General features: G+C 55.1%; 16 protein-coding genes, 2 pseudogenes and 1 CRISPR repeat array (1 of these 19 running past the window's edge). Of the genes and pseudogenes, 3 read left to right on the top strand and 15 right to left on the bottom strand.

The genetic code is table 11. The features are described 5' to 3' along the window. Positions 1–74: direct repeats of the CRISPR family, unit length 28 nt; unit sequence TCTCTCAGCCGCCTATCCGGCGGCGAAC (it extends 2,113 nt beyond the left edge of the window). An 87-nt stretch (positions 75–161) separates the two neighbouring features. From AC0L7U_RS03190 to AC0L7U_RS03250, 13 genes and pseudogenes are all read right to left on the bottom strand, one after another. Next, positions 162–1,214, bottom strand: a complete 1,053-nt coding sequence (locus AC0L7U_RS03190; protein WP_473693761.1) for a hypothetical protein — start codon at positions 1,212–1,214, stop codon at positions 162–164. Continuing rightward, entirely contained in the window at positions 1,211–1,735 is a 525-nt protein-coding gene (locus AC0L7U_RS03195; protein WP_473693763.1) for a hypothetical protein, read from the bottom strand. Before AC0L7U_RS03195 ends, AC0L7U_RS03190 begins: the two co-directional genes overlap by 4 nt. After that, positions 1,728–3,566 (bottom strand): CRISPR-associated endonuclease Cas3'', encoded by a 1,839-nt coding sequence (locus tag AC0L7U_RS03200; RefSeq protein WP_473693765.1) that lies wholly within the window; start codon positions 3,564–3,566, stop codon positions 1,728–1,730. The genes AC0L7U_RS03195 and AC0L7U_RS03200 overlap by 8 nt, the downstream gene beginning before the upstream one ends. Then, on the bottom strand, positions 3,563–4,528 hold the full coding sequence (gene cas1f, locus AC0L7U_RS03205; RefSeq protein ID WP_473693767.1) for a type I-F CRISPR-associated endonuclease Cas1f: 966 nt from the start codon (positions 4,526–4,528) through the stop codon (positions 3,563–3,565). Before cas1f ends, AC0L7U_RS03200 begins: the two co-directional genes overlap by 4 nt. Then, a complete protein-coding gene (locus AC0L7U_RS03210; RefSeq protein ID WP_473693769.1) occupies positions 4,518–5,162 on the bottom strand; it encodes a hypothetical protein in 645 nt (214 codons plus the stop codon). The genes cas1f and AC0L7U_RS03210 overlap by 11 nt, the downstream gene beginning before the upstream one ends. Further along, positions 5,143–5,571 (bottom strand): type I-F CRISPR-associated protein Cas7f/Csy3, encoded by a 429-nt coding sequence (locus tag AC0L7U_RS03215; RefSeq protein ID WP_473693771.1) that lies wholly within the window; start codon positions 5,569–5,571, stop codon positions 5,143–5,145. Before AC0L7U_RS03215 ends, AC0L7U_RS03210 begins: the two co-directional genes overlap by 20 nt. Further along, positions 5,522–6,118, bottom strand: coding sequence for a type I-F CRISPR-associated protein Cas7f/Csy3 (locus AC0L7U_RS03220; RefSeq protein ID WP_473693773.1), 597 nt, complete (start codon positions 6,116–6,118; stop codon positions 5,522–5,524). Before AC0L7U_RS03220 ends, AC0L7U_RS03215 begins: the two co-directional genes overlap by 50 nt. Beyond that, positions 6,033–6,218, bottom strand: a complete 186-nt coding sequence (locus AC0L7U_RS03225) for a hypothetical protein (protein ID WP_473695926.1) — start codon at positions 6,216–6,218, stop codon at positions 6,033–6,035. The genes AC0L7U_RS03220 and AC0L7U_RS03225 overlap by 86 nt, the downstream gene beginning before the upstream one ends. Then, on the bottom strand, positions 6,208–7,038 hold the full coding sequence (locus AC0L7U_RS03230; RefSeq protein ID WP_473693775.1) for a type I-F CRISPR-associated protein Csy2: 831 nt from the start codon (positions 7,036–7,038) through the stop codon (positions 6,208–6,210). The genes AC0L7U_RS03225 and AC0L7U_RS03230 overlap by 11 nt, the downstream gene beginning before the upstream one ends. After that, entirely contained in the window at positions 7,035–7,415 is a 381-nt protein-coding gene (locus tag AC0L7U_RS03235; protein ID WP_473693777.1) for a hypothetical protein, read from the bottom strand. The genes AC0L7U_RS03230 and AC0L7U_RS03235 overlap by 4 nt, the downstream gene beginning before the upstream one ends. A gap of 118 nt (positions 7,416–7,533) precedes the next feature. Continuing rightward, positions 7,534–8,142 (bottom strand): hypothetical protein, encoded by a 609-nt coding sequence (locus tag AC0L7U_RS03240; protein ID WP_473693779.1) that lies wholly within the window; start codon positions 8,140–8,142, stop codon positions 7,534–7,536. 164 nt (positions 8,143–8,306) lie between these two features. Further along, positions 8,307–8,420 (bottom strand): annotated as a pseudogene (locus AC0L7U_RS03245) (IS481 family transposase); the annotation flags it as partial. Then, positions 8,417–8,773 (bottom strand): winged helix-turn-helix transcriptional regulator, encoded by a 357-nt coding sequence (locus tag AC0L7U_RS03250; protein WP_473693781.1) that lies wholly within the window; start codon positions 8,771–8,773, stop codon positions 8,417–8,419. The gene AC0L7U_RS03250 and the pseudogene AC0L7U_RS03245, both read right to left, overlap by 4 nt. Before the next feature lie 134 nt (positions 8,774–8,907). Between AC0L7U_RS03250 and AC0L7U_RS03255 the strand changes: the two genes are divergently transcribed. The 3 genes and pseudogenes from AC0L7U_RS03255 to AC0L7U_RS03265 all read left to right on the top strand — a co-directional run bounded on the left by AC0L7U_RS03255 (position 8,908) and on the right by AC0L7U_RS03265 (position 11,096). Continuing rightward, positions 8,908–9,897 (top strand): NADPH:quinone reductase, encoded by a 990-nt coding sequence (locus AC0L7U_RS03255; RefSeq protein WP_473693783.1) that lies wholly within the window; start codon positions 8,908–8,910, stop codon positions 9,895–9,897. 349 nt (positions 9,898–10,246) lie between these two features. After that, positions 10,247–10,774 carry a DUF4147 domain-containing protein gene (locus AC0L7U_RS03260; protein WP_473693785.1) on the top strand — a complete coding sequence of 176 codons (528 nt, stop codon included), beginning with the start codon at positions 10,247–10,249 and terminating at the stop codon, positions 10,772–10,774. Continuing rightward, positions 10,771–11,096 (top strand): annotated as a pseudogene (locus AC0L7U_RS03265) (MOFRL family protein). The gene AC0L7U_RS03260 and the pseudogene AC0L7U_RS03265 overlap by 4 nt, the downstream one beginning before the upstream one ends. A 43-nt stretch (positions 11,097–11,139) precedes the next feature. Here AC0L7U_RS03265 and AC0L7U_RS03270 read toward each other — a convergent pair. Beyond that, positions 11,140–11,298, bottom strand: a complete 159-nt coding sequence (locus AC0L7U_RS03270) for a YqaE/Pmp3 family membrane protein (RefSeq protein ID WP_473693787.1) — start codon at positions 11,296–11,298, stop codon at positions 11,140–11,142. A 127-nt stretch (positions 11,299–11,425) separates the two neighbouring features. Then, on the bottom strand, positions 11,426–12,598 hold the full coding sequence (locus tag AC0L7U_RS03275) for a pyridoxal phosphate-dependent aminotransferase (RefSeq protein ID WP_473693789.1): 1,173 nt from the start codon (positions 12,596–12,598) through the stop codon (positions 11,426–11,428). Between the last annotated feature and the right edge of the window lie 73 nt (positions 12,599–12,671).

Below are 12,671 nucleotides of genomic sequence, written 5' to 3' on the forward strand. Positions count from 1 at the left end.
ATCCGGCGGCGAACTAAGACACCCCACGCGCGCGCGCCGTCCGCAATCTCTCAGCCGCCTATCCGGCGGCGAACAGTTCCTTAACAATAAATTATCTATGCCCCTCAATTGGTTAGGCTTCAACCCATCCAAAAGGGATAATATTTCCCCAATTCTGCAAGCTATTGACTCTGAAGCGTTTTTCCAAAAGGCTGAAAAAGATCCTCAGATGATCCTTTCACCATTCCGAACACATCATGTGCGACCACGGCCCGCTGTGACCAATCGTCAACATGAAAAAACCTCAAGGAGACCTGCATCAGCCGACGCATATCGTCTGCACTCATGTCATTGCCTGACCCTGCGTACGCCAGCCAGGCATTCTGCGTCATGTCGTCAAGAAGCCACCCCTCTCGCGGCAAATCAATCGTGTCGATGGCGCGGCTGACCGGTTCGAACCGACTGTGCCACGCTCCGGGCTGATGGTTCACATGCCATTCAGCAGTGTCGATGTCATCTCCCATCCAGCAATACACAGCTTCGTCGCGCTCATCCGGTCTGCGGAAGACCCGCAGATCATAAATGCCCCGCGTCATTCGCGCTTCAAATGTCGCCAGAAAACGTGTCAGCAAAGGACGATCGCCCTGCGGGTCAATCATGCCACGCCGGAGTTCCGCCTCCGCGTTGCGCAAAGGGACCCTGCCATCTTGCGTCAACAACACCCTGGACGTGACAACTGAGAAGTCCTCCGTCCCCAACAAAGCTTTGGTTGTCCGATCCTCACAGAAACGTTCTAGATCAACTGGCACAACACCTGTTTTTCTATGTTCCGTTTCCACGCCCGGATACGCCAGAAACCCACTCTCCATAACCAGAGGAGACATGCCGAGAATGGCCAAATTTTCGCAATCGACCTCTTGGCGACGATGGCGATTAACGCGACCTGCCGTCTGGACAACGGCTCTCAAGCTCACCGGATCAACGATGGCATAGTCAAAGTCCAAATCATTTCCGGTTTCAATAACAGGAGAAGAGACGACCACCACTTCAATATTTCTTGCGCCTATAGCGCGGGCGCGTTCAAAGGCTCTAAAATTGTTCAGCAAGCTTTCAACACCGCGATCCGGTGCATCTCCTTTGCGACACAACGCGCGCTTAAGAAGCGTTTCAATCCAAGGCACGGTGTAATCTGGGAAATTGCGCGTGCAGGCATATCTTAAGCCGGAGCGTGTCACGTGATGAACATGAGCCTGCTGAAAGTTGGACAGCCAATGCGACCGTATGAGTTATGCGGGTCATGCGAACCAGTGCCGACGGACACTTTCACACCCCGTATTTCCACAGCGGTGCGCCGGTGCAAGTCAGCACAGATGCCATCAATCTGTTCAACCAACTGTGGCCATGTCTCCATTGGAGGAAGGATCTGCCCCTTTCGCAGAGGCGGGGCCTGGTCCAATTCATCAAGGATCGCATCACGGCAAATGCCGTAAACCTCGTCAAATGTTTCCACACCAGTTCTGGTAACACACGTGGCGGGCGTATCCCCGACGCACAGAACATTTACTGTGTCCGCCACCTCAAACGTGGCGGCATAAGATCGCCAGCCAGCACGGTAAGCCTTGAACATATACCCGGCGATATCTTCCGGCATCGTCGCCGACATGATGATCAACCGCCGTCCAGCAGCCCCCACCTGATAAGCCAGCCGAGTCAGAACCGACAGATCTTCATCCTCAAACTGGTCAACCTCATCCAAAATGAGATCTGACGTCAGAACCCTCAGGGCCTGCGGCAAAAACCGCGACCGGACAGGGGAAGCCACTCCTGCTCAGGTGATCAATAGTGGCGATTGTGAGAGGAGCTTCTATCAAGCGCCGGAAGGCCGCAGGCTGACCGCTGTTCTCTATCAGCAAGTTGCAGAATGCTGGCAATTGACGGTCAGTGTCGAGAGACAGCCCCTGCATCCAAGCCGCTTCTTCATCAGACCCTTGTTCTGGAACTGAGCCCCGCGCACGCTCGACTTGCAACCAGTCCGGCAGCCTGATCAAGCTTTCGGAACCCGTTGCCTCTGAGACTTCGGCGCTATTGTCTTCCTTGTCAAACTCAAGAGGCACCTGCCCGACAAGAACAGAAAGAGAGCGTTCCGAAAAGCCAAGTTCCTCGATATATTCTTGGGCAGACTGTGTTGTCAGTGTTCGCAACCCCAAGCCAAGCACCATGCGCAATGTGCGACGCTCCGGACGAGCATCGCTAAAAGCGGCCGCGGCCATAATTGTCGGGGCACCACGCGTCTTTCCTGTTCCAGTCCCTGCCATCAGGCATCCGAAAAACCCACCTTCTGCACTGCCACAAAGAAGACGCGTCGCATTGGCCGCAGCAGTTTGCCAGTGGAATTGGGGCATGGCATCTGGCGACACGGGAAAAGCAATTCGAACTGGCGCTTCACTCTCTTCCAAAGCGGGAAACCGCCCTTGCAGCCGGTGCAGCATGTCAAAGCCCTGACGCGCGCCGCGATAAACGCGTCTGGTGTGCGTCAACAAGCTGTCTGCTGCCGTAAAGCTCCTTTTCCCTTTCGTTTCTGCTGAATCAGAGACCTCGACCGTGTTCGCCAAATGCGTGTTTTTGGGGTGTTGCGTGGCAACCTTTTCCGATGAGCCAAGATGATCGGCAAACATCATGGTTGTTCGAAGACGCAAATCCACCTGCCCAACTCCAGTGTTGGGCAGAAGATCACCCGCACATTTACGCAATTCGGCAAGCCACCAATCGTCGTGCCAAATCGGCAATCCAGCGGCTGGTTTTAAAAGCGACCGTAGAGAAGCACGGCTCGGGTCATCAGGATTTCTTGTATGTCGGGCCGCAGTCGGATGTCGCAAGCTCCCGCTGTCAGAGTTAGGCAGTCGGTGGTGCGTCAGAACCAACATGCCAACTGCCCGAGCCAGGGCCCCCGGCAATGCCTGCTCATCCAAGACGACAGCGTTCGGGTTCGAAAGGGCTGCAACACAGGCATCTTCCGCTGCACGGAATGCCTCGTCCAACTTTTCCCCTGTCAGCTTGGAAAGCTTTTCAATAACATTTACATCCTCCAGACCGAGCATCAAATGTTTCCAGACCATCGCGGAAATCAGCTCATGGCGCACAACATCAGCTTCCGGTTTGCCGTTAGTGCTGATAGCTCTTCGAAGTTTTTGTTGAAACAATTCCGCGCTTTTGCCCAGATCATGAAACAGCACAGCAATAAGCAACACAGCTCGATCGGACCGCAAGACAGCGCTCATACTGGTCTTTTTAGCCAATGCTGGATGACTGGCGACAGGCACGCGACCATAGGGACCAAAAGCGCTACGCGACCCAACCACAATCAACGGCGTCCGGCTCTCACTCGCTGATCTAATTTCCTGAATGGCAACGGCTGTGTTTCGCTTGGCATCCCTGCGCAACTCACGTGCCACCCGATCAAGGCAGGCATTCGACGCCTTGCCCCGCCAGGTTCGATCGCCGATCCGCCAGAAATAGCGATCCAAAACCCGGGCAACATTCAATCGGGCTTTCTTCGAGGAACGGCAGACGGCAATGATCTCTCTCATGCTGGCTCAGAAATTTCCAACATCTTTTCAACGGTCTCAATGGCAACCCGCAGCACCTTGTCATCGTCAAAGGCATCAATCACTTCTGCGCGAAACCTGCTTTCCACCTCCTTGACCGGCGCCGACATTTTAGCGCCGAAAGCAAACGGCAGCACATAAGCATCCTTGAAAGCATCCGCGACGTCGAACACCAGACCGCCGGCCCGTGTCTTGCCGTGAAAGACCGACATGTGCGGCGGGATCCCGAGCGCCCAGAGCGCCGCGCCAGCAACGCCATAACAAAGGTAATTGCCATGATCTATCAGAGAATTAATGACCCCCATGGGATCAGAGGTATCGCCTTCTCCTGCAGTGCGTCGAAAAACATGCCCCTTCTTGTCCAACTTGGAAAATGCTGCAAAAATGGCATAACAGCTTTTGGAAAACTGGCCCTCATAGCCCAGTAATTCTTGAATGGTCTCGGCTTTCTCGAGATCACTTGCAAACTGGTTGCATCGCTTGCCAAGATTTGAAAAATCCCGAACTTTCAAAGGTTTTCGCGCGAGTTTACTGCCCGTGTCATACATGATTTTTGCGCGCCTGCGCATCACCGCCTTGCCTGCTTCAAGCGATTTTCTCTCATCGAGATATATCGGCAATATTTCGCGAAAATGCCGGGTCGACTGATAGGTCGTCAAACTCCCCAAGTGCAGCGGCGTCCCCCCCGTGCCAGTGAACGCAAGATACACACCTTCTTCCGCCAGCAAACGTGCCGCATCCTGTGTGATAGAGGTTCCCTGCCCCAGAAATAGGACCGCAAGGTTCACATGCGGAATGGAAAAGGAACGCTGTCGCTCGTCATCCACCGTATGGTAGACAATCCGTCCACCCTCAACTTGGACGCGAGACCGATCAAGATAAAACGCTGTCTCTCGATCCGTCACCAGAAGACGTGGCCCGCCTCTGGGCAGCCTAGTGCTCACGCTTTACCTCCTCGGCATCAATCGGTAAAACGGCAGGTGCCTGCATACTGGAAAATCCATAAGTTGAGACTTCCAGGACCCCGTCTGTCATGGGCGCAATGACTTGCTTCACACTTACAGGCACTCGACCATAGTGAAGTACGAGTTCATATTTATCGGGTTTGATCTTATAGGCAGCCGCAGGCAGGATGATTCCCCGCTTTACATCCCGGCGTTGCCGCCGCCGCAGGCCACCAGGTGTATGTTTTTCGCCCCAGCGACTTCGCACATAAGCGGCGCCCTGTTCTTCGGGTTCGACTTCGCTCTCGAAAAGGGTCGGTTCGATCACCATTTGCCGACGCATCAACGTTTGAATGCCTTCCAGTTTGAGAACGCGCTCAAGACAAACTTCAGATCCAAACAGTACCAGTTCATTCCCCGTCTGCATGCGTTCGCGCTGCAACCGCAAGAGCGGGAAGGCAACGGCCACAAAGTCATCCCGTTTGCCGTGCCGATTTGCATGGTGAACGGCATTCAGCGTGGTTGCAAAGACATCAGGCGCTGCGCCCAACTCAAAAACGGGCTGCGTTGGCCTGATCAAGAGCTGTGACGTTGCCTGACAGATCCCTCGACCTTCATTCGGTGACATCGTCATCAGCGCTTCCCCACCTGACCGAAAACGCCCCCTCGCACCATAGGTTGGCCATAACAAAATGCAAGTCGGGCGAAATCTCCTCTTCTGTCTGCGCCTCGGCAGCAGAACTCAAAAGTGCCTCGCCGTTTTTACGCAGTTCATAAAAACTGGTCTTCTTCGCTCGCAGAACATCGCTGGTTTCCTGAACCCCGCCATAGGGATTCACTGCAATAGCGCCATATTTCTCGTCGCCATGCCAGATATCAATATGACGCAATGCTGCGCCTATCTTCTGCGAATGCACGGAAGCCTGCTGCACAAAACCCTTACCGCTTCGCGAGGGAAGTTTTGCATACACACGACTTAGATCGTCCCGCTGATTAGCTTCCCGAACATATTCCGTAGGATGGAAACACTTCTTGTCCGGCAAACATTTGTGCTGCCCACACAACGGAGAAATGGAACATGCCTTTCTCAAATGCCATGGCAAATGCGTCCAGAAAAGCGCCCACGTCTTCAGCAGTCCCCTTGATCAAGGCACGACACAAAGTCTCCACGTTGTCCGGCTGCTCCAGATGCAAGGAAAATGGATCAAAGACAACCTCGCGCCCCTCCCACATCAGCCTCACCTCAGCCCGATCAGTCTGGTAACGATTTCGCCACGCGAAGCGGCCATTTGCAATATTCCAGAGATACAGCCGAGCCAAGGTCATGAACCCACCCGCGGCAGCATAATCTTCAGCAAGCCTTCTATAGCTTGCTACAACTGAGGCATCATCGCAGGCATGTGGCTTCATGGCCCCCGCAAGGACACGCAGAGAAAAGCGCAGCTCAAGACCATCACAACCAACCGGCACACTAGCTGCCTCTACCGATTGCGGATTGCTCTTGCTAAGGATTTTTGGCCTTATCTTCTGAGGACTGCCCCCGCACGCCCTTTTCAATGACCTCAATTGGAATGTCATGGACGGAGCCATCGGAGGAGGTGCCAAAGAGCAGCCCTTCAGTAATCTGCAAAGAGCGGCTGAATGCCAGCATTCCGGTTTCCAGAGAAATACTTTTCAAATCAATCGACATTTTTCAACTCCACTACGTGTGTTGCATTGCAAGATTCTAAAAATACGGGATGAGCGAGAACCCAACTGCCACTGGCTGTCCACGACCAGAAAAAATCATCCAATTCCTCAGGAGAGGCTGCGTAAAGCGCTGGCTCAAACACTGAAATCAACTCACCAATCCCCACCACAGGCTCCGCGAATACATGTGGTATGTCAGAGGAACGCGTATTTTTGCGTTTCGGAGCTGTCCTCGGGTCCTCAAGCAGCCGATGTCCAACCGCAACTGCGACCGGACGGCCGGACCTGAGTTCACTTTCTTGCGGGTGAAGGGTACGGGCAAGATTTTCGAGAGAGAGATCGTCACCAGTTGAAACCAAAACTCGATACGAATGACCACGCACAAGTGCGTAGCCCCGAGGCAATTGCGTTATCGCTCCAGAAAGATTTGAGACCGCCTCCACCTCAATCGGCGCTGTATTCTGGAATGCGCCTCCTGCCAAGCGTGCCCCTTCAAGAGCCTCACTAATCCTATCCGCCCTGTCACACCCCGGAGCATCAAGAAACAACGTGCACTCAACGTATCCCGTCATGTCTTCGATAATCTCGATCGGCTTAAAAGTTTTACCTATCGATTCCGCCTCAGGTTTGGTCCGGCCTGTGCTGGCGGTAACTCGGTGAAGGATTGGCAAGACACGCAAGGCCCAACGCTCACACCCGATGTCAGGAGCAATGGCAGCGCCCAGCCCCAAAAAAGCCATTGGGGAAGGCAGCCCCGACGCATAGTCATTCATCAGAAGGTTGACGCGGCTTGCAACAAGACCCGAAACACGGAAAATCATTTTTTTGCCTCCAAGCGCGCCATACGCCCACGGAAATGATCTGAATTCAGCGCCGCATGAACCGACGCCTGTTCGTTGCCAAACCGCAGGCTCTTCAAGAGCAAATCGATCGGAGATGGTGACTTGGGTAAATCCTCACTCGGCAGAAATTCGAGCGCATCTCTTCTGACAATGGAAATGAAATCAAACACCTCGACCAACAAACGATCCGCTCTTGCATCCAGTCCACGACGAATGTCTTTGTTCGAATAGGCGTCTTCCTGCACAGCCAGCTTTGCATAACTGAGCACATCCTCTTTCGTCTCCCGCCCCCCAAACAGCGGAAATGTCCCCCCCTTTGCGAAGCGATAGACTTGCGCGCCATAACGATCGAGCATTTTGGGCAATTCGGCATGAAATCTGAGCCGAGGTCCACCAAGCTTGCCCGATATATTTTGAGGTTTAGCGCTAATCACCTGATGACTGCGAAGCCATGGTGGGACCAATTGGTGCTTTTCACTCACTTTTTGCACTGGCGATAGCCTTTGCACCCATATACGCGGCGGCAGGAGACACCGGCGTCAATTGCAAATCCCCACCGAATGGATTCGGCACAAAAATAATGGGAAATTCTTTCTCAGGTAATTGAGTGATCCTAGGAAGAGGATCGCGCAGGGCACTCTTCAAACGACAAAGACACTCCGTTCCAAACACCTGCGCGAAAGCTGAGCAGACATGATCGGAAGCATCGTCCGGATTAAGGATATATTCAACAAGGCTCCTTGACGGTCTGGCTTCCAATTGCAAAGGCCGGAAGATCGCTTTTGCTAAAGGAATCTGCCCGGCATTCGTTGAAGGCAAAAACCGAGGCGTCTCGTTGCGGCCAGTCTCCACAAAGCGCAGAACAGCTTGGCCTTTCGACGCTCTTGGCGAAATCAGTTTCAGGAGATGAGTACCACAGTCACGCGCTACATCTTCGAAATCAGAGGCAGAATCTGCCTTGAGGTGTGACTTCATAAGCTGAAATTCAGCCACGAGGTCGTCCAGTTTCAAGATCCGCCCAGTTTCATGAAAAGAAAGAATGGCTTCCTTGCTGACTTCACCATCAGGTCTCTCGCTCATCATACTTGCCCCCCATCAGATTTGAGCAGCACGGTACACCTAAAGGTTGAAATTTTCCAAGGTCAAAATCTAAAGCTTTTGAGGTAATTTACCAATTTACCTTCCACCTTTCTCAAGATTTTACAACCTTAAGTTGCAAGTATTCGAGTTATAGCCCCCTTGACCAGTCAGGTGTTTAGTCCCGGCATTTGATGGATCGGATTGAGCCTGAAACGTTCAGGTTCAGAAGTCCATATTTTGCAGATGTATTCGTATGGCGTTAGCCCGCGTAGCGTCTTCAATCACCGTCTGTTCTGGTAGGGGGCGTCGCACAATCCTGAAGTGCGTATAAATCGCCCCAATCCTTCATCGCCCCTAGAACCGGTTCAAGCGTTCTTCCAAATGGTGTGAGCGAATATTCCACCCGTGGCGGAACCTCCGCAAAGACCTCGCGCCGAACGATTCCGCTCTGCTCAAGCTCGCGCAATTGCAAGGTTAGCGAGCGCTGCGTGACGCCCCCGATAAGCCGCCGCAATTCGCCAAAGCGTTTCGTGCCGCCAAGCAGGTAATGAACGACAAGCGGCTTCCATTTACCTCCCGCCACCGCGACCGTGATTTCGACCGCACATCGGGGCTGCGTTCCCAGGACCATCATGAATCTCCCAATAGTATACAATGTATCCCTATGTATAATATGTGTGCCTTCTTGCAATAGTGCCTGCAAAGATCGAACTAGTGGGCAAGCCGGCAGAACCGGTGCAAATTTGCTGACCACTGAAAGGCAATCCGATGAAAGCCGCATATTACGAACGCCAAGGAAAAGCCGCAGAGGTGCTGTGCATCGGAGACATGCCCGAGCCTGAACCCGGTCCAGGGGAGGTACGGGTGGCGATCCATGTTTCCGGGCTGAATCCCACGGATATCAAGGCGCGCACGGGCTTCTCCTCGACGATGGCCTTTCCGCGCATCATCCCTCACCAGGACGGTGCTGGCATTATCGATGCCGTGGGCGATGGTGTCCCTGCATCCCGGGTGGGCGAACGCGTGTGGGTCTATGAAGCGCAATATGGCCGCGACTGTGGGACAGCTGCAGAATATGCCTTGCTGCCAGCGTCGAACGCCGTCCCGCTACCTGACGACACGTCGTTCGAGATTGGAGCCAGCCTGGGCATCCCGGCGCTTACCGCCCACCGCTGCTTGTTTGCCGACGGAGATATCCGCGGAAAGCGGATACTGGTTCACGGCGGGGCGGGTGTCGTCGGCTCAGCAACCATATTGTTGGCGAAATGGGCAGGCGCCTGGGTTGCAACCACTGTGATCGACGACGCCCATATCGAGACCGCACAAGCTGCCGGCGCCGACCTGATCATCAATTTGCGGGCCGAGGACGTGGTGGCTCGCATAAAGGCAGAAACGAAGGGCGAGGGTGTCGACCGGATCATCGACGTGGCGCTGTTGCATAACCTCGAAATCGATATGACCTGCCTGAAGACGGGCGGCTTCATCGTCTCCTATGCGACGGGTGATGCAAGGGACCGGTTATCGCTGCCCCTTTTGGACGCGATGATCCGCGGGTGCGTGTTTCGGTTCGTTTTCATCTACAGCGTCCCCGGCGAAGCCAAGCGCGAAGCGATCACGGCAATCATGGCCTGCCTCAAAGATGGAGCCTATAGACCAACGATCGGTCTGAACCTCCCGCTCGATGACATCGCTGATGCGCACGACGCTCAAGAGAGCGGGAAGGTCGTTGGCAAGGTTCTATTGACTGTCAGAGGCTAATACAACCTCGACGGGCGTTTTTCGGGCCGCCCGTCGAGGTGACTTCGCCGCGACTGACCATGCGCTCGGAGCGTGCCCGGTCGCAACCCGGGACAATGCGCGATGTGTTGTCAGCGACGAAGCCTCATTCCCATTGAACCATCCTTCACTAGTCTCTGACCCGTGTCGTCGGGTTCCCGAACGGCGTCGAGATCATTCAATACGAAACACTGGCGAGCCGCGGGACGGGTTCCACGGGTTCAAAACACACGTCCACGGCACGGACCCGAACACGCCGTGGGTTCGCCATGCTTATGGCAAGACGGTCGAGGCTAGCTCGCTTTAACTGCGGCGCTTACGTCAGCAAAGTATGTTCGATCCCGGCCCCCGGATGTGTGGCCTCGCTGACGACCCTTGCCATCATCGGAAAACGACCGGCGTCAAGGGGGGCCAGCTTGCGGCCTGCGCCTACCCTGCCCGCATGCTGACCTTGATGATCTCTGATGTTCCCGGCGATGACCCCGCCGCAATTGGCTCAGGTCCAACGGTGGGCGATGCCTCGACCTCGCAAGACGCGCAACAGATCGTCGAGGACTATGCGCTGGACCTCCCAGCCTCAGTGCGCCGCGCGCTTGAACAACCAACCAGCGTGGTGCCACCCGGCAACATACGGCTGTCGCGCGTCACCAATCAGGTGATTGCTACACCGGCGCGCTCTCTGGAAGCGGCCGCCAACCTCGCACGCAGTAAGGGATGCGAGGTGCCGTTTCCAGGCGATGCTTTGGAAGGAGAAGTACGCGAAGTGGCGCAGGCACAGGCCCGACTGGCTCTCGACATGGCCGCCAAACGCAATCCCGATGACCCGCCTTTGCTGCTCTTGTCGGGGGGGGGGAACTGACGGTCACCCGGCGCGGCAACGGCAGTGGTGGTCCCTGCGCCGAATTTTGCCTCGCGCTCGCGATTGCCTTGGACAGTGCCCCCGGCATTCATGCGCTTGCCTGCGATCCGACGGCGTCGATGGAGCCGCAGAGGTTGCCGGCGCACACGTCGGTCCGAAGTGTTTAAAGATGGCACACAAGGCGGGCATCAGCCCTGAGCACAGTCTGGCACAAAATGATGCGCATCATTTTTTTGAGGCAATTGATCGCCAGGTCATCACCGGCCCGACCTTGACCAACGTTAATGATTTTCGCGCCATTCTCATTGACCGAAAGGCTTGAAACGCAGTAGGCCTGCGCTTTTCAATGCGCAGGCCTTGTTGTCTTAACGACGAGCAATAATCCAGATGGCATGAATGATGCCCGGGATATAGCCAAAGATCGTCAGAAGAATATTGATCCAGAATTGCAGACCCAATCCCACCTGGAGAAACACTCCGACCGGCGGAAGAATGATGGCGAAGATGATCCTGATAATATCCATGCGCTTTTGGTGTCCCCGTTTTAAAAACAGCAAACGCCATCACTCGCATCCAGTTCCCCTAAGCGGCGTTCTTCCGCGATAACACTGTCGAGAGCGGAAGGTACGGTGCGCAGTGCGGATCCCCACCCTAGCCGGCGTATCTCTCGGCCAGGCGCAACACTCTTGCAGCGCCTTCCCGTAAAAGATCTTCGGGCTGCGCCAACGTCAAACGAACATGCGAGCGGGCGGAGGGGCCAAAGCTTGCGCCCGGCATGACGGCGACATTCTCCTCCTCAAGCAACCGCCATGCGAAGGCCTCGCAATCCGGTTCGACGGCGCTAATGTCCAACATGACATACATGGCCCCTTCCGAGCCGCGCACTGAAACCTTGTTGGACCCTTTAAAACAATCAAGCAGCACATTGCGCCGCCGCGCATAACGCTCGGCGATCTCGCTCACGCCGATGGCCTCATCAAGGGCAACCACAGCTGCGCGACTGGTAAAGTCGGCCAGACCATAAGTCGACACCAGATTGAGCGCGACAAGCGGCGCCACAAGCGTATGCGGGCCCGTCAGCCATCCAACACGCCAGCCTGTCATGCCATGGCTCTTGGACAGGGAATTGACCACAAGCGTGCGCTCACGCATGCCCTCAAGCGAGCGCGGTGAGATATGCGGCGTTTGCGTCATCGTCCAGTAGACCTCATCAGAGATCAGCCATAAGTCGTGCTGTCGGCAGACATCCGCAATCATCTCCATGGTTTCTCGCGAATAGACAGCCCCCGTTGGATTGTTGGGCGAATTGATCAACAGGCAGCGCGTTTTCGGTGTGATCGCCGCTTCAAGATCAGTCCGCACCGGCTGAAAATCCTGGTCGGCATGGGTGGTGACAACATCGACTTCGGCACCGGCGGCACGAAATGTTCCGGGATAGGTGGCATAATAGGGATCAATGATGATCGCCCGGTCGCCTTGATCAAGCGTGGCCTGTGCGGCAGCGAACAGTGCCCCTTGCCCGCCAGCCGCCACGATGATCTCGTTAACGTCCGTTTCAAGGCCCGTGACCTGTGTCGAGACCCGCGCCATGGCCTGCCGAAGCGCGGGAATGCCCGGCAATTGGGTGTAGTGATGATAGCCTGCATTCAACGCTTCGATACAGGCCTCGACAGTCGCCTGAGGCGTATCGAAGTCATGATCCCCAACCGTCATCATGATGATGTCCTGCCCCGCCTGCTTGCGCTTCATCGCGGAAAAATGCAATTCCCAACCATCCTTGCCGGATTGAAGGATTCCAGTGATGCGTTGAGAGAGCTTCGGCATAGTCATATCTCTGGCAGGTGGTAGACGATCGCCGGCACGGCGCTGCGGGCGGAGAAAATCAATGTCTGATTGA

The organism is Roseibium sp. 10G30-5 (genome assembly GCF_055809635.1).